Source organism: Aquabacterium sp. (assembly GCF_036279675.1).
Lineage (GTDB): Bacteria > Pseudomonadota > Gammaproteobacteria > Burkholderiales > Burkholderiaceae_C > Aquabacterium.
In genome coordinates this window covers 1-17,334 of sequence record NZ_DASUIS010000054.1, presented here as the reverse complement: position 1 = coordinate 17,334, position 17,334 = coordinate 1, and the positions used below count along the sequence as shown (strand labels likewise).

At 62.1% G+C, this 17,334-nt stretch carries 16 protein-coding genes; 8 read left to right on the top strand and 8 right to left on the bottom strand.

Annotation, left to right across the window (positions count from 1 at the left end):
- Positions 1-42: 42 nt before the first annotated feature.
- From VFW93_RS06075 to VFW93_RS06065, 3 genes are all read right to left on the bottom strand, one after another.
- A complete protein-coding gene (locus tag VFW93_RS06075) occupies positions 43-1,173 on the bottom strand; it encodes a hypothetical protein (RefSeq protein WP_329693093.1) in 1,131 nt (376 codons plus the stop codon).
- Positions 1,170-1,850 carry a hypothetical protein gene (locus VFW93_RS06070; RefSeq protein WP_329693092.1) on the bottom strand — a complete coding sequence of 227 codons (681 nt, stop codon included), beginning with the start codon at positions 1,848-1,850 and terminating at the stop codon, positions 1,170-1,172. Before VFW93_RS06070 ends, VFW93_RS06075 begins: the two co-directional genes overlap by 4 nt.
- Before the next feature lie 139 nt (positions 1,851-1,989).
- A complete protein-coding gene (locus tag VFW93_RS06065; RefSeq protein ID WP_329693091.1) occupies positions 1,990-4,104 on the bottom strand; it encodes an ATP-dependent helicase in 2,115 nt (704 codons plus the stop codon).
- A gap of 261 nt (positions 4,105-4,365) precedes the next feature.
- On the opposite strand from VFW93_RS06065, the gene VFW93_RS06060 reads away from it, so the two are divergent.
- On the top strand, positions 4,366-5,034 hold the full coding sequence (locus tag VFW93_RS06060; RefSeq protein ID WP_329693090.1) for a PEP-CTERM sorting domain-containing protein: 669 nt from the start codon (positions 4,366-4,368) through the stop codon (positions 5,032-5,034).
- Positions 5,035-5,142: 108 nt separating this feature from the next.
- Here VFW93_RS06060 and VFW93_RS06055 read toward each other — a convergent pair whose 3' ends face one another.
- Positions 5,143-6,402 carry an alpha/beta fold hydrolase gene (locus tag VFW93_RS06055; RefSeq protein WP_329693089.1) on the bottom strand — a complete coding sequence of 420 codons (1,260 nt, stop codon included), beginning with the start codon at positions 6,400-6,402 and terminating at the stop codon, positions 5,143-5,145.
- A 129-nt stretch (positions 6,403-6,531) separates the two neighbouring features.
- Between VFW93_RS06055 and VFW93_RS06050 the strand changes: the two genes are divergently transcribed.
- Complete coding sequence (locus tag VFW93_RS06050) at positions 6,532-7,620, top strand: septal ring lytic transglycosylase RlpA family protein (RefSeq protein ID WP_329693088.1); 1,089 nt, start codon at positions 6,532-6,534, stop codon at positions 7,618-7,620.
- 27 nt (positions 7,621-7,647) lie between these two features.
- Here VFW93_RS06050 and hemE read toward each other — a convergent pair whose 3' ends face one another.
- Positions 7,648-8,766: a uroporphyrinogen decarboxylase gene (hemE, locus tag VFW93_RS06045; protein WP_329693087.1), complete on the bottom strand. Its 1,119-nt coding sequence runs from the start codon at positions 8,764-8,766 to the stop codon at positions 7,648-7,650.
- Between the two features lie 133 nt (positions 8,767-8,899).
- Here hemE and VFW93_RS06040 point away from each other — a divergent pair, with 133 nt between their 5' ends.
- A complete protein-coding gene (locus tag VFW93_RS06040; RefSeq protein ID WP_329693086.1) occupies positions 8,900-10,267 on the top strand; it encodes a hypothetical protein in 1,368 nt (455 codons plus the stop codon).
- 10 nt (positions 10,268-10,277) lie between these two features.
- On the opposite strand, the gene VFW93_RS06035 is transcribed toward VFW93_RS06040, so the two are convergent.
- Genes VFW93_RS06035 through VFW93_RS06025 form a run of 3 tightly spaced genes read right to left on the bottom strand, consistent with a single transcriptional unit; the run spans position 10,278 to position 13,926 of the window.
- Positions 10,278-11,375, bottom strand: coding sequence for a hypothetical protein (locus tag VFW93_RS06035; RefSeq protein WP_329693085.1), 1,098 nt, complete (start codon positions 11,373-11,375; stop codon positions 10,278-10,280).
- A 44-nt stretch (positions 11,376-11,419) separates the two neighbouring features.
- Complete coding sequence (locus VFW93_RS06030) at positions 11,420-13,045, bottom strand: GH3 family domain-containing protein (RefSeq protein WP_329693084.1); 1,626 nt, start codon at positions 13,043-13,045, stop codon at positions 11,420-11,422.
- A gap of 2 nt (positions 13,046-13,047) precedes the next feature.
- Complete coding sequence (locus tag VFW93_RS06025) at positions 13,048-13,926, bottom strand: hypothetical protein (protein ID WP_329693083.1); 879 nt, start codon at positions 13,924-13,926, stop codon at positions 13,048-13,050.
- A 373-nt stretch (positions 13,927-14,299) separates the two neighbouring features.
- Here VFW93_RS06025 and VFW93_RS06020 point away from each other — a divergent pair, with 373 nt between their 5' ends.
- From VFW93_RS06020 to VFW93_RS06000, 5 genes are all read left to right on the top strand, one after another.
- A complete protein-coding gene (locus VFW93_RS06020; protein ID WP_329693082.1) occupies positions 14,300-14,761 on the top strand; it encodes an ATP synthase subunit I in 462 nt (153 codons plus the stop codon).
- 12 nt (positions 14,762-14,773) lie between these two features.
- On the top strand, positions 14,774-15,682 hold the full coding sequence (atpB, locus tag VFW93_RS06015; protein ID WP_329693081.1) for a F0F1 ATP synthase subunit A: 909 nt from the start codon (positions 14,774-14,776) through the stop codon (positions 15,680-15,682).
- Between the two features lie 86 nt (positions 15,683-15,768).
- Positions 15,769-16,026 carry a F0F1 ATP synthase subunit C gene (gene atpE / locus VFW93_RS06010; RefSeq protein ID WP_329693080.1) on the top strand — a complete coding sequence of 86 codons (258 nt, stop codon included), beginning with the start codon at positions 15,769-15,771 and terminating at the stop codon, positions 16,024-16,026.
- A 49-nt stretch (positions 16,027-16,075) separates the two neighbouring features.
- Positions 16,076-16,546, top strand: coding sequence for a F0F1 ATP synthase subunit B (locus VFW93_RS06005; protein ID WP_329693079.1), 471 nt, complete (start codon positions 16,076-16,078; stop codon positions 16,544-16,546).
- 2 nt (positions 16,547-16,548) lie between these two features.
- Entirely contained in the window at positions 16,549-17,082 is a 534-nt protein-coding gene (locus tag VFW93_RS06000; RefSeq protein ID WP_329693078.1) for a F0F1 ATP synthase subunit delta, read from the top strand.
- Positions 17,083-17,334 lie beyond the last annotated feature (252 nt).

Genomic DNA, 17,334 nt, shown 5'->3' with positions numbered 1-17,334 from the left:
CTCGGGTTTTTTTTGCTTATGCAAAGAAGTGAGTACTTGCTCTCACTTCTGGCGCCGTCTTTGAGCCGTCGCCAGGGCCAATGCCAACCCGCTCAGGAGGCCCAAGGCCAGGGTAGAGGGTTCAGGGACCGCGCTCAGCAGGTAGCTGTGACCGTTGCTGGCCGAGGCAATGATCTGACCGAGGTCGTTCAAGTCCGTTGCGCCGGTGAGGTAGCTGCCGTCCGTCAGGCTGACCAGGCTATTGAGGTCCAGCATGTTGACACCGCCAGGGCCGGTCAGGAATGCATGGAATTGCCCTGACGCCGTAGCGGCTGCGCCAACGATTTGCCCCGCGTTGTTGATGCCGTTGGCGTAGGCGGATGCGCCTCCCAAGGTTCCAATGTCCTGAAAAGTGCTGCCTCCTGCGCTCGACAAGACGGCGTAGCCGGCCCTGTAGGCGGGGCCACTCGAACCCTGGGTCAGGTTCATTCGACCAACGACCTGGTTCTGGTTGTTCACATCGCTGGCGCTGCTGTCCATGGTCGAGCTACCCGTGACCAGGTAGCCAGGACCTTGAAACACGTAAGCATTGGCCGTGCAATTGCAGGACTCGTATTTGGAACCTACGACCGTGCCCAGGTCATTGAGACTGGAGGCCGATGCCGTTTGCGCGACCAGGTAGTGTCCGCTGTAGCCGTATGGGGTCAGTTCCTTGGTGCTCGTGGTGCTGAGGGTCAGCAAGGCGGTGCGTGATGCGCCGGCCGCAGTGTAGCCAACCAGAACCTGTCCGTTGTTGTTGATGCCGTTGGCGTAGCTGTTCGTGCCGCCGAATGTGCCCAAGTTGGTCAGCGTGGCGGCATTCGCGGTCGTGATGAACGCATTGCTGGTGCCGCCTGCTGTATCGGCCGCGCCCACAATCTGTCCTGCATTATTGATGTCCCACGCGCGGCTGTTTGTGCCGCCCAGGGTACCCAGATCCACAAAGCCGCTCCCATTGGCGCCTGTGGCAAATGCATGCGTGGCACCACTGGCCGTGCTGAAGAAGCCCACCACCTGCCCCGCTTCATTCAGTGCGGTGGCTGTGCTGACGCCCAGGTCGATGGCGTTCCAGCTTTGGGCTTGTGCATGGTGGCTTGCCGCGGCCATTGCCATGATCATGGTGCATGTCAAGCGTGCGGTGGTGATGTGTTTCATTTGCTGCTCCTCGAGAGTTGGATGGTGTTGTCTAGTGCCTGGCGTGACGGGCGACGGGTCAGCAGCAGCCCGATCAAGCCCAGGCCCATCAGGGTGATGGTGCTGTTTTCGGGTACGGCGCCAGCCGGCGTGATTTGTTTGTAGTACTGATCAATCGCAGCAGCATCCGCTTTGCTGACGCCGAAATACAAATTCGGTGTGTACGGACCAAAATCGCGGGTGCCGGAGAATTCGATCGAGTAGTTGCCCGCGGACAGGTTCGTCGCCAGCGTCAGGCCGTGGTTGGCCCAGCATTGCTGGTATCTGATCTCGCCGGTGCAGTAACCGCCGGCAAACGACGAATCAAGGCTGCCCGTGCCGACAAGGGTGTGTGCGCTGTCGTAGAGCTTGAACGACTCGTTGTAGAAGCCGCTGGTGACCAGGCTTCTGTACGAGTACCACACGTATCGCAGATCCAGCCGGACGTCGCTTGCGCTGTCCAGAGAAAAGGACAGTTGCTTTGCGTAGGTCGAGGTGTTTCCGGCATGACTCGGGTCATTCAGTACAGCAAAGCTGTTGATGGGGCCGAAGTCGTAGGATGGCTCGGTAAAAGCGGTCTGAGCCAATGCCTGGCCACTAACTGAGGCAAGCAGGCAGGCGCTCAAAATGAGCCCGCCACGAGTGAGCATGGTGTGCATGAAATCCTCCTGATGGTTATGGGATGCCGTCTTGGACGGCGCCCACCCTCCCTACGTTGGGGAGCGTGGTTTCAGCATTGTTGAGGCCGGTTTAACGCGAAGTCAAGTTGTGGTTGCTACTGATCGCATCCGCGCGTAACTAGCGATTGGCCGCCTGTTGCGCTGCGTTCGCCTTGGCCTTGGCGGCCATTTCCTCGCGAAGCCGCTTGAGCTTCTCACGCGGATCTTCCTTCGGGCCTGCGCCTTCACTCAGCTTCATCTCGGCCACAAAGCGACTGGGCATTGCCTGGATGTATTCGCGGCCTTTCTTGCGGCGCTTGAGCACGCTCACCCCCAGCGTCAGCCGGGCGCGGGTGATGCCCACATACATCAGGCGGCGCTCTTCTTCCACCTGCATGGGCGTGATCTCGCCTTCTTCGCGTGAGAAGGGCAGGGAGCCCTCGTTGACACCGGCCAGCACCACGTGCGGCCACTCCAGCCCCTTGGAGGCGTGCAGCGTCGACAGCGTCACCATCTTCTGATCGCTTTCGCGCTCGGCCAGGCTGGTGATCAGCGAGATCAACTGGGCGATCTCGAGCACGCTTTTCTTCTCGGACTCGTGGCTCATGCCCCCATCGTTCTCGATCTGGCCGCCGCAGCGTTTGGCCACCCAGTCGATGAAGTCCATCACATTGGTCCAGCGGGCGGCTGCGACCTTTTCGTTTTCCTCGTTGTCGTAGAGGTGCTGTTCGTAGCCGATGTCCTTGAGCCACTCCAGCAGCATCGCCTTGGCGTCTTCGCTGCCGTAGGTGTGTCGCGCACGGTATTCGAAGTCGTTCACATAACGACCGAACTCGTGCAGGCTGCCCAGGGCCTTGGCGCTCAGGCAGGCGGAAAGCGAATCGGCGAACAGGGCTTCGAACAGGCTGACCTTCCATTTGCCGGCGAACTCGCCCAGGGCGCCCAGCGTCTGGTGGCCGATGCCGCGCTTGGGTGTGGTCACGGCGCGCAGGAAGGCCGGATCGTCGTCGTTGTTGAGCAGCAGGCGCAACCAGGCGCACAGATCGCGGATCTCGGTGCGGTCAAAGAAGCTCTGGCCGCCCGAGACCTTGTAGGGGATGTTGGCCTTGCGCAGGGCCTGTTCGAACGGGCGTGCCTGGTGGTTGGCTCGGTACAGGATGGCGAAGTTGCTCCAGTCGGTCTTGCTCGGATCGCCCGGGTGGCGCTCCAGCAGGTTCATGCGCAGCATCATGAAGTGCGAGACGGTGCGCTCGGCTTCGTGCTCTTCGTTGTCGCATTCCATGAGCTTGACCGGGTCACCTTCGCCCAGGTCCGACCACAGCGTCTTCTGAAAGAGCTTGGGGTTGCTCTCGATGACGTTGTTGGCTGCCCGCAGGATCGCGCTGGTGGAGCGGTAGTTCTGCTCCAGCGGGATCACCTTGAGGTTGGGGAAATCCTGCGGCAGACGTTTGAGGTTGTCCAGCGTGGCGCCGCGCCAGCCGTAGATGGACTGGTCGTCGTCACCCACGGCGGTGAAGATGCCTTGCTGCCCGACCAGCAGCTTGAGCAGCTCGTACTGTGTGGCGTTGGTGTCCTGGTATTCGTCCACCAGCACATGGCGCAGCTGGCGTTGCCATTTCAGGCGCACATGCTCGTGCTCGGCCAGCAGCTTGAGCGGCAGGCTGATGAGGTCGTCGAAGTCCACGGCCTGGTAGGCCAGCAGGCGCTCTTCGTACAACTTCATGACCCGCACGGCGATCTGCTCTTCGTCCGTCTTGATGTGGGACATGGCCTGGGCGCTGTTGAGGCCCATGTTCTTCCACAGGCTGATCTGCCATTGCCAGCTGCGCGCCAGCTTGGCGTCCGTCGTGGCGCCAGCATCGCGCAGGATGCCGGTGACGTCGTCGGAGTCCAGGATGGAGAACTGCGGCTTGAGCCCCAGTTCGGTGCCGTCTTCGCGCAGCAGGCGCACGCCCAGCGAGTGGAAGGTGCACACCAGCAGCTTGCTGGCCGCCTTGGCGCCGATCAGCGCCTTGACCCGGTCGCGCATTTCGGCCGCGGCCTTGTTCGTGAAGGTGATGGCGCCAATCTGCGAAGGAGCGAGGTCTGCGCCGTCGCCAGGTTGCAGCAGGCGCGCGATCTTGTGGGTGATCACCCGGGTCTTGCCGGAGCCGGCGCCCGCCAGCACGAGGCAGGGGCTGTGGAGGTGCTGCACGGCGGCCATCTGGGCCGGGTTCATCATGGGCGGGGCGGCGTTGGCAGCGTGGGACGACATCGGGCGCGCAGACAGGGAAAATCAGAACAATTCGGGCAAGGGGGCAAGCATAGATCAAGCGCAGCCCTGTCGAGCGTGGGCAACGGGTGTTATCGGATCGTGAAATTGACGCCTGCGGCCCCCACACATGGGGGGGCGGGCAACCCCTCTTTGATGCCTCGCATTAAATCAATACGATGGGGTAACGTTGGGTAAAAAGTCACGCAATTCGAGTTGTATGTGGACTGTCCTCAACGCCCACCCGCCAAGAGAGGAGCATCCATGATCAAGCTAGTGCGCCGAACGGCAGTTGCCGCCGGCATCGCTGCGCTCAGTCTGGCATCCAATGCCAGCTGGGCTGCCAGCTATACGTATGATTTCAAGACGTTCTTTGATACGTCGACCATTCTGGACCTGCTGGACACCAAGACCCTGAGTTACTCGGTGGCCACGCTGAACATCGCCGACATCACCGGTGGTGTGCAGCTGACGCTGAGCCAGCTTGCCAACCCCTTCCCTGCCAAGACTTCGTCCGGCACGTTCATCGAGGCGCTGTGGCTGTCCGGCCCCAACGGCACGTTGGCGAGCACCTCCGGTACGGGTCTGGCTGCGGGTTCGGGTTACAGCTGGCTGTTGCCACTGATCAAGGACGCCGGTTACACCTACCAGTGGAACATTGACTTCGCAACGGGCAAGTTTGCCGAAGGCACCACGTCGACGCTGACCATCAAGGGTTCGGGCGTCAATGCGGCCGCTTTTGCCAAGGCTGGCACCGTGCCCATGTTGAACCTGGGCAACATCGGCAGCCCCTACAACGGTCTGCTGGGGCTCAATAACGAAGTGCACTTCATCGGCAAGCTGCAGGCTTCGGTGCCTGAGCCCGCGACCTACGCGCTGATGGGCCTGGGCCTGATCGGCATCGCCGCGGCAGCACGCCGTCGCGCAGCCTGAGTGTAGAAGAGACAAGCGAAACAAGCCCCGGCGAGGCCAAGTCCGGCCGGGCACCCTCCGAGAACCCCATCACGCTGCTGGCGTGGTGGGGTTTTCTTTTTGGCTGACTCAGATGCCAGCGACGAATTCGCCCAGCACCTCGGCGAATGCCTGTGGCTGTTCGACCGCGCTCAGGTGGGCGCAGCCCTGCAGTGTGACCAGTTGCGAGCCCGCGATGGCCTTGGCCAGGTTCTGAGCCATCTCCACCGGTGTGCCCTCATCCAGGCTGCCGGCAATGACCAGGGTGGGGACACGGATCTGGTGCAGCTTGCCGGAAGTGTCGGCATCACACAGAGCCGCAGCGCAGGCGGTGTAGCCTTCCGGATCGGTCGATTCCAGCAGGCGCTGGTGGCGCGCAACGGTGGCCGCTTGTTGCTGGCGGAAGGCTTCGCTGAAGAATCGTGCCATGGTGGTCGTGCTGATGGCGCCCAGACCGTGTGACTCCACGGTCTCGATGCGTTGCCCGATGGCTTCGCGGCCGGCTGCCGTGTAGCTGCTGGTGGTGTTGGCCAGCACCAGCGCCTTGACCTTGTCGGGGTGGCGGATGGCCAGTTCCTGGCCGATCATGCCGCCCATGGACAAGCCGACCCAGATCACGGGCTCGCCTTCGGCCAGCTCGTCGATCAGACGGGCTGCGTCGGCCGCGAGCTCGGTCATGGTGAGGGGCTCGGCCGGTGTCTGCGAGCGGCCATGGCCGCGTGTGTCAGGGCAGATCACGCGGCAGGTGGCGGCCAGCTCGTTGGCAACCAGATCCCACATGGAACCGTCCTGGCCCAGCGCGTGGCTCAACACAATGGTGTGCGCCGCCTTGCCGTGCCGGGGTTCGCGCACGGTGGCATGCAGCTTGGGGCGTGTGCTCGTGAACACCGAGCGGCCGACGCCGGGATGCCAGGATTGATCGGCTGGGTGGGCCGGGGGCTCCATGCCCAGTTCACGCATGATGCCCAGGGCCTTGGCAAAGCCGGTATTGGCTGCGGGGACGCCAGCATAGATGGCGATCTGGATAAGGGCTTCGCGCACTTCCTCAGGCGTCAGCGTGTGGGCGTTGCCGGGTGTGAGCGAGCCACGCATGTGGATCTCGAACTCGTCCCAACGGCCCAGCGCGCAGGTCACGGCCATCACGATGATGCGGCGAGTCTTCCAGTCCAGACCGGGACGACCCCATACGCCGTGCCAGGCGTAGTCGGTGATGAAGTGCTGGAACTCCGCATTGAAGGTGTTGGCCTTGGCAACCGATTTGTCCACCCAGGCATCGCCCAGTGCTGCACGACGGTTGCGCATGCCGCGCTCGAAGGGGTGATCGAAGGGCTGTTCCAGAGGTTTGGACATGGTGAGAGAGGGCTGGTCGAGTTCGGTGACAGGGTGCCATTGTGCCGCGATGTGCAATCCACGCGTGACGCAATGCGTCAGGGGCTTACCGTGTGCACAGCTTGTCGCGTATCGGTTATGGTGCGCAGCATGCAAGCCAGTCTCATGCCACCGAATCGCCATCTGCTCGCCCCTGCGGGCACCCGCCCCTGGATTGTGCTGGCGCTCTCGGTGATCGTGGCCCTCATGGCAGGCTGCGCGTCGAGCCCTCCGGGAGGATCGCGGGCCTCTGCGCCCGGGGTTCGGCCGGTCGAGTCCGGTGCCCGGCCTTCAGACAGGGACGGCGCGCCCAGTGATGCGCCGCCCAATCTGGCCACCTTGCCCGATCCAGTGCCGCAGGTCGAGCCTATCAAGTCCGGTGGCCCGAACAAGCCTTATGTCGTGCTGGGGCAGGCCTACGAGCCGATCGCAGCCGATGTGAGCTGGAAGGAGCGTGGCGTGGCTTCCTGGTACGGCACGAAGTTCCATGGTCGGCGCACGGCCAGCGGCGAGATGTTCAGCATGTATGGCTTGACGGCCGCGCACCGCACGCTGCCCATCCCGAGCTATGCCCGTGTGCGCAATGTACGCAACGGCAAGGAAACCTTGGTGCGCATCAACGATCGCGGGCCTTTCCACTCGTCGCGCGTGATGGACCTGAGCTATGCAGCCGCTGTGAAGCTGGGCATTGTCAGCTTGGGGAGCGCCGAGGTTGAAATCGAGCGGCTGACCTTCGATCAGATCAGAACAGGTGCCTGGCGCCGCACGCCGGCCGAAGGTGACGCAACACAAGTGGCCTTGTCGCAGCCAGCCGCATTGGATGACCCGATCATGTCGGTGGCGGGCAAGGCCAGCCTGCCAGTCGCGCCGCCATCTGAGGACCCGGTGCCCTCGGCTCAGCCTGTGTCCACCGCCGTGGCTGCCGCAGTCAAGGAGGGGCAAGCCAGGGCCTACACGCCGGATGCCAAGGGCTTCTGGGTGCAGCTGGCGGCGCTGGGCAAGCGTGACGGGGTCGATCGGTTGCAGCAGAAAGTGGCGTCCGAGTTGACGTCCTTGCTACCTTTGCTGGCCGTGTTTCACGAGGCGCCCTACTTCAAGCTGCAAGTGGGGCCTTATGGCTCGCGCGGCGAGGCGCTGGCCGCCGCTCAGCAGGCCAGGGATGCCTTGCAATTGACGCCGCTGGTGGTCGAGCGCCGTTGACGTGCTGAAAACAGTGCGACGAGGTGATCAGCCGCGCTGCTTGCGGCTGTAATCGTGCACCGTGTCCACCAGGACGCTCACGTGTTCAGGCGGCGTGAACTGGCTGATGCCGTGTCCCAGGTTGAACACGTGGCCTGTCTGCGGGCCGGGCACACCAAAGCTGTCCAGTGTCTTGATGACTTCAGCCTGAATCTGCTCGGGGCCGGCAAACAGCACGTTGGGATCCAGATTGCCTTGCAGGGCGACACGGTCACCCACCATGGCGCGGGCCTTGCCCAGGTTCATGGTCCAGTCCAGTCCGACCACATCGCAGCCGGTGTCCGCGATCTGATCCAGCCAGATGCCGCCGCCTTTGGTGAACACGATGTGCGGGATGCGCAAGCCGTTGTGCTCTCTCTTCAACTGGGCCAGCACGCGCTTCGTGTAGGCCAGGCTGAATGCCTGGAAGGCGCCATCGGCCAGCACGCCGCCCCAGGAGTCGAACACCATCACGGCCTGTGCGCCGGCTTCGATCTGGGTATTGAGGTAAAGCGCCACGGCATCGGCGTTGACCGCCAGGATGCGGTGCATGAGATCAGGGCGCTGGTACATCATGGTCTTGACCAGGCGGTAGTCATCCGAGCCGCCACCTTCGACCATGTAGCAGGCCAGTGTCCAGGGGCTGCCGGAGAAGCCGATCAGCGGCACGCGCCCCACGCCGTCCTTGTCGGCCAGCGCCGAGCGGATGGTGCTGACCGCGTCGAACACGTAGCGCAGCTTGTCCATGTCGGGCACGGCCAGCTTGTCCACCGCGGCCTCGTCGCGCACGGGTGAGGCGAACTTGGGGCCTTCACCGGCGGCAAAGCTCAAGCCCAGGCCCATGGCATCGGGCACGGTCAGGATGTCGGAAAACAGGATGGCGGCGTCCAGGGCGTAGCGGTCCAGCGGCTGCAGGGTCACTTCGCATGCGGCCTCCTTGTTGGTGGCCAGGCCCATGAAGCTGCCCGCCTTGTCACGCGTGGCGCGGTATTCGGGCAGATAGCGGCCGGCCTGACGCATCAGCCAGACGGGCGTGTAGTCCGTGGGCAGGCGCAAACAGGCGCGCAGGAAACGGTCATTGGCCAGTTTTGGCAGGGCGATGTCGGGGGTGGAGGCTGCGGCAGTCATCCCGGGATTGTAGGCAGTCCCGCCAAACGGTCTCCGGGATGGCGGTCAAGGCTTCTGCTTTGGCCCTTATCCAAGGGGTGATCCGCACAAATCATGAGGCCGCTTGCGGCGAGCTTCTGGCAGCATCAAATGCATGGCATTCATCACCTCCGACGTCGTTCCCCTCAATCGATCCGAGCATGGTTATGCGGCGCTGGAGGGGCTGGCAGCCGGCGTGCTGCAGCCCTACATCCTGCGCTTCAATGCGCCGCTGGATGAGGGGTTGGTTCGACGCGTCCTGCGCGAGCTGGTCACGATCTATCCCAAGCTGCGGGCCATCCTGGAGCCAGGGCTGCACCGTTACCACTTCCGCATCCTGCCCGATGACCACGTGGTCGATCAGCTGTTCGAGCAGGCCTTTCAGGTGGATGCCCACATCGATGTGGACGATCCCAAGGCGTTGGAGGCCTGGCATCAGCGCATGGTCAACGAGGTGCTGCCGCTGGAGCGCGGCATCGGCATGCGGGTGCGCTTCGTGCCGCATGCGCAGCGCGCCATCATCCTGTTTGCCGTGCCCCACATCTTCGGCGATGGCATGACCATGATGCACCTGGTCAACCAGATGGTGCGCGGTCTCAATGGCATGCCCATGACGCCCATGCCCATCGAGGCGCCATCATTGATCGGGGCCATTGCGCCGGATCATTGGTGGCAGTGGCCCGCCAAGGTCTGGCGCTCGCGTCAACACAAGGTCGCGCAGGCCCGCTTGCTCAAGACCCTGAATGTGCAGCGTATCCCCAGGCGGCCACAACCCAATTTCTCGGTCACGGGCGTTCGCCACCATGTATTGCGCATTGGTGCGCAGGAGGTGCGCCAGGCAGCGCGCAAGCTGGGCGTGTCCACCAACACCTTTCAGGTGGCGGCCATTGCGCAGACCTTCCTGGATCAATCTCCTGATGATCCCCGTGCGGCCGCTGTGATCCGGATCTCCGTGAACATGCGCCGCTATTACCCTGAGTCTGCGGGGCATGGTCCTCTGTGGGGCAACCATGTCGGCGCCTTCCTGATCATCGAGCAAGACGCGCGCAAGTCGCTGGTGGACCGTGTGCGGTCGGTGGGCGAGCAGATGAAGGAGGGACAGGCTCGTTTTGCACGCAGGGAAATGTCCTGGACTTACCTGCAGGAAGAGTTCATGCAGTTCCTGGGGCGCACACTGGTGGGTTATATCGGTGTGCAGATGAAGCGCAACGACAAGTTCCCCTTGATCAGCTGCCACTCCACAAGTCTGGGTGACGCCGGGCCGGTGATCAATCCGCCGGATGTGCCGGTGCGCATCGAGCAGTTCATTCCCATCGTCAGCAGCGTGGCGCCTTTGCAGGTGCTCTGCGAGGCAGGCGGGCGCCTGGCCTTGCCCAATGTCTGGCAGTTGTCTGAAACCTCGGCAGAGGATGTCGATGCATTCCTGGCTCGGCTGGATCAAACCTTCGAGCGGTTGGTAGCCGAGGTGGCTCGGCTACCTTGATGACATCGCCTTACAGCCTGCCCAACTCCACATAGAGCGGGCGGTTGTCGATGCCAGGTCGTGGGTCGGCACCGTAGCTCAGCCAGAAGTGGCTGGAGAACAGCTTCTGGCGCTTGTAGCCGCGCGGCACGTTTTCCAGCGGGTCGCCGTGAGTGAAGGCCGTGGCCAGTGCGTCGAACTTCTGACCCTGGTTGGCCATCACGTAGTCGATCAGGCCTTGCAGCACGGCCTGGTCGTCGTTGGCGATCAGGATGTTGGACAAGGTCAGGTAGTTCAGCACGCCACCGATCGGAGGCAGCTTGAAGCCACCCGTGATGCCCACGTACAGGTTGTAGATCGGGCGCAGCACCTTCACGATGGGCTTGAAGCCCACGATGCGCGTCTGCTTGTAGGACTTCTGGTTCCAGCCGGCGATCATGCCGATGATCTGGCCGTCACGCGTGGCCAGCACGAAGTCGCCGATGCTCAGGCCGGCGTAATACGGGTCACCGGCCAGCAGCCTGGTGAAGTCATACACCGGGTAGCCATTGCGGCGCGGGGCTTCGCGATCAAAGAAGGCCTGCATGGATGGCACATCGGCGGCCGTGGCCGCGCGCATCTGCACACCCTGTGGGATGCGTGGCGTGATCTTTCGCGTGAAGATGAAGCTGGTCTCGATCGTGTGGCTGATCCAGTAGTCGAACAGCACGCCGTCGGCCGTGTTCTTGGCAGCGTCCAGCGGTGCGGTGTTCTCCTTGAGCACGATGCCTTGCAGCAGGTCGTCGTTGGAGCGGTGCTTCTTCTGCTCGATGAACAGGTTCGAGGCGATGCCGCGACGGCGGTAGTAGGGGTCCACGCGCGTGTCGCCCGAGTAGTACACGCGGCGCTTCTTGCCGCTGATGTACAGATCGCGGCCGGAGATCACGGTCAGCCCGGCCAGCACGTCAGGGCGCTCGTCGTCATCGGCCACGGTCAGGACGAACTCGTCGCCAATGACCTTGGCGCCCACGAAGAAGTCGGGGGCGCGCTGGAAACACATCTGTGCCACGCCAGGCATCGTGATCTTGGTGATCAGATCCTGCATCTTGGCGTTGTCGGCGGGGGTGCCCTGTCGTACGGTGATGGCCATGGTGAACAGTGGATCAAATGAGTGGGTGAAAGGGCTGGCGCCGTTCAGCTGTCCAGCGACTGACGCAACACGGCCGGCACTTCGCCGCGCCAGTGTCGCAAGGGTTCGATCTTGATGTTGCCTTCGATCATGCCGCGCTCACGGCACTGATCCAGGTAGATGGCGCGCATGTGCGGCAAGGCCACGCAGGCCGCATGTTGCAGCTGGCCCAGCTCGCGGGCGAGCTTGTAATGGAAGTTGCTTTGCAGCGCCTTTTCGACCTGGTCGGCCAGCGCGCGCTGCATGGCTTCGCGCGGTGCGTCGGCGCTGCATTCGACCAGCAGCACATAGCCGGGCGTACGGTTGCGGGCTTCATCCAGCGCCAGCAGGGTCACCGGCATGGCATCGGCCAGATGCAACTGGTCCTGCACCATCTGCGCCGTGGTGGCGCTGGTTTTTTCACCCACCAGGTCGACACCATCGTTGCGGCCCAGGAAGGTGAAGCAGGGCACCTGGCCCAAGGGCTTCTCGACGCGGATCACATCGGCCATCTGGTAGCGCGCAAAGCCACTGCCGGTGGTCATGATGGGAATGACATCCTGACCTTCGCGCAGCTGCCATGGCGCAAAGATCTTGCCGTCCACGGCATCGGCGAATTCGTAGAAGTGGCTCAGGTAGGCCAGTGGATAGCGCCCGTCGAAGGGGAAGGTCACCACGCCTTCCGTGGCCCACAGGCCCTTGCCTTGAAAGCTGGCGTGCGGCAGGAAGTTCTTGAGCTTGCGCGCCCAGGGAGCCGCTGCGGCCGTGTCCCATGCGCTGAGCACAGCCAGCTGAGGCCACAGCTGCTCGAAGAACTGGGCTTGCAACTGGCCATCCCACTTCATCAGCAGGTGGGCGGCCCGCGGTGATTGAGGGCAGGGCAGCCCGGCCATGCGCGGCGTGCGTGCACCCCAGTGACCCGAGCCCAGCACGTTGACCAGCTCCGTGCGCCAGACCGACATCTGCTCCAGCAGGCCCAGGCCGAATGTGGGGCTCCACACCGAGATGAAGCCCAGGTGCTGATCGGCTGCCAGATAGGCGATGGTGGCAAACAGCGAGTCGTCCGAGGTCTCGGCCAGCGCGATGTCCTGGGGGGCTGCTTGCGTCAGATAGGCCAGCAGGCGCTTGCCCCATGACAGCATCTTCATGTCGTCGTTGATGTCGCCAGCCGTCTGGCTGCGCATCTCGGTGGGGATCCACGACAGTGACCAGTAGTGCGTGCCATGACCCTGGCCGGGGAATTGCCGATACAGATCGCCGACCCACGCGGTGATGACCTGGTCGAGTTCGTCCAGGAACATCTTCGTATAGGGCACCCACTTCACGCCGGATGTCGAGCCGCTGGTGGGCTGGTAGCGCATCACGGGGGAGTCGATCAGCAGGGATTGCTTGCGCTCGCGCTGCGCCGTGATGACGTCCGCGTAGTCCTTGTAGGTCGAGATCGGGACCTGGCGGACGAACTCCTCCCAGGACCAGTCCGCGCGCATGTTGCGGCGCTGTCCTTCGGGTGAGCGGGATGCGGCAGACAACCAACGGGCAAGCCGCGCGCGCTGGACGGATTCCAGTTCGCCGAGGTGCTGTTCAAAGCGGCGCCGCCCGGGGGCGACAAGCAGTTTGAGGAGTTGGTGTCCGAGTGTGGTGCCGACGCCCATGCTCAGGAAGCCTTGGATCCCGCGCTGGCCTGATCAGCGTCGGATTCCAGCCATTCCTGGCGGCTTTGCTGCTGGGCATGCTGCTTGGCGATGTCCAGCCCGGCTGGCTTGTGTGTGCCCAGCATGTGCTTCTTGATCCACTTCCAGGGCACGTCCACGATGGAGCGGAACAGGCTTTCGTAGTCGCAGGCGGCCAGGCAGGGCACTTCCGTGCCGCGACGCCAGGTGGGGTTCACCTTCTCGAAGAAGGCGATGTGCGGATTGGCGGCCTTCAGTTCGGGTGTGATGTCGGCCACGTCGCCCTTCAGTCGCACATACTCCTGACCAAAGTCCAGCAGCATGGCTTCCTTGTCGAAGGCCTCGGGGAAGAGGGCCTCGCAGTAAGCCTGCGTGATGTTGTGGTAGCGCTCGTTGCGGTCGCCGCGGTTGCCATCCACCTTGGGGTAGTAGTTGTAGAAGTTGTTCGTCATCAGCAGATAGGTCTTGTAACCCTTGGAGATGAGGAACCAGTAGAACGGCGTGAACGGGCGCTTGATGCGCTCGATGATCAGGCGGCGATAGAAGGTGTTGGCCAGGGCGTTGTTGCCCCAGTAGGCCTGCTCGATGATGGTGTCGCCGCTGAAGATGCCGCGCACACGCTTGCCATCGACCTTGATATCAAAAAAGGTCTGCGTCGAGAAGCCCACGATCTTGTCGTCGGACTTGCGTGTCACCAGGATCACGCCGGACTTCTTGCTCAGGTCGTTGAGGAAGATGTCCAGCGAGGTGTTTTCATAGTAGCTGGCGTAGATGTCATACATCTGCTTGATGTTGCTCACCGTCACCGACTTGATGGGACGGAAGAACGTGCTGACTTTTTCTTTTTTCGCCGTTGATGACATGCTGGACTCCACCTGAGCACCGGGCTTCAGAAAACACAAGCCCCAACCCCGCTTCTAGCAGTGGGGTGAGACCTGAATTGAATTCGATTAATGACTTGTAACGAAGCATGCCCGTGGCGTGATTTGTTCGACACAGTGCTTGCCCCAGTGGGGCACCTATATGAGGGGTATCTAACGTTAGGGGTAACGCGGGGGTGTGGTTCGCGGGCGACTCGATTTGTCGCGGCCGCACCCGTGGCTGAGGGGGTGTTTCAAACAAGCGCACAACTAGGGCTTGGACTGTTCCCGGGTAAGTGCGTATAATCTTTAGGTTTTGCCGACGCCAGGGTCGGCGTTTTTGTGCCGAGTAGCAGACGCCATGCAGGCAACCAACATGCCATTTGACGACTCTGACTGGTCCAAAGACGACGACCTCCCTGTCCGGCCGCTGACGCGGGAAGAGGCGCAAGCCCTTTCTGCCAGGCACCCTTCGATGTCCGTGTGGCATGTGCTGGCCGTTCAGGCTGCATTCGGGGTGCTGGTCGCGCTGGTCTGGGGTGCCCTGTCGCGCAGTCCGGCTGCAGCAGTGTCCTCTTTGTATGGCGCTGCGGTGGCGGTGGTGCCCAATGCGCTCATGGCGCGTGGGGTATTCGGACGCAACGCGGGGCGCAGCGTGGGGGGTCTTCTTGTATGGGAGATCCTCAAGCTGGGAATGACCGGCGCGATGCTCGCGCTGGCGCCAGTATGGATCAAGCCGCTGAACTGGGCTGCCATGCTGGTGACCCTGGTGTTGTGCTTGAAAGTCATTGGGGTGGCGTTGCTCGTGTGGCAGCGTCGCAAGAAGAATTTTGTTTGACGAGAGTTGCTGATGTCTGCTGATGCACACGCCGCGACGGCTGAAAACGCCGCGCACCACGCGCCAACGGCCGGTGAATACATCAATCACCACTTGCGCCACCTGCAAAACCATGCAGATGCGCAAAGCATTGCCGATTTTTCCTACGTCAACTATGACTCCCTGTTCTGGTCGGTGACCCTGGGTCTGTTGGCGATCTTCATGCTGTGGCGTGCTGCCAGCAAGGCCACCTCCGGCGTGCCTGGCCGTTTCCAGGCTGCGATCGAAATGATCGTCGAGCTGGTCGACACGCAAGCCAAGGGCATCATCCACAACGCGACGTCCCGCAAGGCCGTGGCCCCTGTCGCCCTGACCGTGTTCGTGTGGATCTTCTTCATGAACGCCATGGACTTGCTGCCCCTGGATCTGCTGCCCACCATCTGGGGCAAGGTCTACGAGGCCAAGGGTCTGGATCCTCACCACGCCTACCTGCGCATCGTGCCTTCGGCTGACTTGTCTGTCACGCTGGGCATGTCGCTGAGCGTGCTGCTGATCTGCCTGTACTACAACGTCAAGATCAAGGGCCTGTTCGGCTGGATCAAGGAGCTGTTCACGGCGCCTTTCCATGCACACGGCCCGGTCGGCATCATCCTGCTGGCTCCTGCCAACTTCGGTCTGAACCTGATCGAATTCGGCGCCAAGACCATTTCCCACGGCATGCGGCTGTGGGGCAACATGTACGCCGGCGAGCTGGTGTTCATGCTGATCGCCTTGATGGGCGCTGTCGGTTTCTCGTCGCTGGGCGGCATCGGTCTGTGGATCGGTCACGTCATCGCCGGCACCGCCTGGGCCATCTTCCACATCCTGATCATCACGCTCCAGGCCTTCATCTTCATGATGTTGACTCTGGTGTACATCGGTCAGGCTCACGAAGGTCACTGATCAGTTATCCCCCCCTCTGATCTTTGGGTCTTCACTTTCAGTCTCTTTTCTAACCTCTCTTTTCTTTTTTCTATCTAGGAGCAATCATGGAAATCGTGTTGGGTAACGTCGCTCTGGCTTGCGGTCTGATCATTGGTCTGGGCGCTCTGGGTGCTTGTATCGGTATCTCCCTGATGGGCGGTAAGTACTTCGAAGCCACCGCTCGTCAGCCTGAACTGATGAACGAACTGCAAACCAAGATGTTCCTGCTGGCCGGTCTGATCGACGCTGCCTTCCTGATCGGTGTTGGTATCGCCATGCTGTTCGCCTTCGCGAACCCCTTCATCGCCAACATCGCCAAGTAATCGGTCTTTCTCGACTGAATTTTTCAATTAACCGAGAAAGGTCCGAGCCGTGAATCTGAACGCAACGCTGATTGCGCAGATCGTGGTCTTCATGATCCTGTGGTGGTTCACGATGAAGTTCGTGTGGCCCCCGATCACGAAGGCTCTCGACGAGCGCGCAAGCAAGATCGCGGACGGTTTGGCTGCGGCTGACAAGGCCAAGCTTGAACTGGCTAACGCCAACAAAAGCGTCCAGGAGCAGCTCAACCAATCCCGCGACGAAATCGCCAAGCGCCTGGCTGACGCTGAAAAGCGTGGCAATGCCCTGGTCGAAGATGCCAAGAGCCGTGCTACGGCCGAAGCAGACAAGATCGTGGCCGATGCCAAGGCTGAAGCCGCGCAACTGATCGTGCAAGCTCGTGAAGCTTTGCGCGAACAGGTTGCCGGTCTGGCCGTCAAGGGTGCCGAGCAGATCCTGCGTCGTGAGGTTTCAGCTCAGGTCCATGCCGACCTGCTGAGCCGCCTGAAGTCGGAGCTGTGATCATGGCTGAGCTTGCCACTATCGCCCGCCCCTACGCAGAGGCCCTGTTCAAAGCTGTGCCTGATGCCGAGCTGATTGCCTGGCAACAGGCCCTTGAGGCTGTGGCAGCTGTCGCCCGTGATCCGCAAGTGCAAGCCCTGGCTGACAACCCCAAGGTCACATCGAACCAGGTGTTCGATGTGATCGTGGCGGCAGCCAAGGTGACACTGGCTACGTCCTTGACCAATTTCCTGCGCACCGTGCTGGAAAACGGTCGTCTGGCCGCTCTGCCTTTGATGGTCGAGCAGTTCCAGGCGCTGGTCAAGGCTCGCCAGGGTGTGTCCGAAGCGCAAATCTACAGCGCCTTCCCGATCGATGCCGCTCAACTGGCTGACATCATGGGGCCGCTCGAAAAGCGCTTTGGCCGCAAACTGGAAGCCAAGGTCGAACTCGACGCTGAACTGATTGGCGGCGTGCGCGTCGTGGTGGGTGACGAAGTGCTCGACACTTCCGTCAAGGCTCGCCTCGAACGCATGAAGTCCACTCTCTTGGCTTGAGTCGCAGTACGGGTAACCGAACCGACGCAACCAATAGTCGCTCAATTCCTACCGGTGGTTTTCATGCCACTCCTGACAACCGCCGGTCGTTGTCAACGAGGTTTGCCACAGTGCAGCCCTTGACCAGACTGGGAGCAAAGCAATGCAACTGAATCCCGCAGAAATTTCCGAACTGATCAAGAGCCGCATCGAAGGTCTCGGCGCGGCTGCCGACATTCGCAACCAAGGTACCGTCATCTCCGTGACCGACGG

Bases quoted from the DNA above. Each gene is read 5' to 3' on its own strand.
- VFW93_RS06075 (WP_329693093.1), bottom strand. From the start codon at position 1,173: ATGAAACACATCACCACCGCACGCTTGACATGCACCATGATCATGGCA.
- VFW93_RS06070 (WP_329693092.1), bottom strand. From the start codon at position 1,850: ATGCACACCATGCTCACTCGTGGCGGGCTCATTTTGAGCGCCTGCCTG.
- VFW93_RS06065 (WP_329693091.1), bottom strand. From the start codon at position 4,104: ATGTCGTCCCACGCTGCCAACGCCGCCCCGCCCATGATGAACCCGGCC.
- VFW93_RS06060 (WP_329693090.1), top strand. From the start codon at position 4,366: ATGATCAAGCTAGTGCGCCGAACGGCAGTTGCCGCCGGCATCGCTGCG.
- VFW93_RS06055 (WP_329693089.1), bottom strand. From the start codon at position 6,402: ATGTCCAAACCTCTGGAACAGCCCTTCGATCACCCCTTCGAGCGCGGC.
- VFW93_RS06050 (WP_329693088.1), top strand. From the start codon at position 6,532: ATGCAAGCCAGTCTCATGCCACCGAATCGCCATCTGCTCGCCCCTGCG.
- hemE (WP_329693087.1), bottom strand. From the start codon at position 8,766: ATGACTGCCGCAGCCTCCACCCCCGACATCGCCCTGCCAAAACTGGCC.
- VFW93_RS06040 (WP_329693086.1), top strand. From the start codon at position 8,900: ATGGCATTCATCACCTCCGACGTCGTTCCCCTCAATCGATCCGAGCAT.
- VFW93_RS06035 (WP_329693085.1), bottom strand. From the start codon at position 11,375: ATGGCCATCACCGTACGACAGGGCACCCCCGCCGACAACGCCAAGATG.
- VFW93_RS06030 (WP_329693084.1), bottom strand. From the start codon at position 13,045: ATGGGCGTCGGCACCACACTCGGACACCAACTCCTCAAACTGCTTGTC.
- VFW93_RS06025 (WP_329693083.1), bottom strand. From the start codon at position 13,926: ATGTCATCAACGGCGAAAAAAGAAAAAGTCAGCACGTTCTTCCGTCCC.
- VFW93_RS06020 (WP_329693082.1), top strand. From the start codon at position 14,300: ATGCCATTTGACGACTCTGACTGGTCCAAAGACGACGACCTCCCTGTC.
- atpB (WP_329693081.1), top strand. From the start codon at position 14,774: ATGTCTGCTGATGCACACGCCGCGACGGCTGAAAACGCCGCGCACCAC.
- atpE (WP_329693080.1), top strand. From the start codon at position 15,769: ATGGAAATCGTGTTGGGTAACGTCGCTCTGGCTTGCGGTCTGATCATT.
- VFW93_RS06000 (WP_329693078.1), top strand. From the start codon at position 16,549: ATGGCTGAGCTTGCCACTATCGCCCGCCCCTACGCAGAGGCCCTGTTC.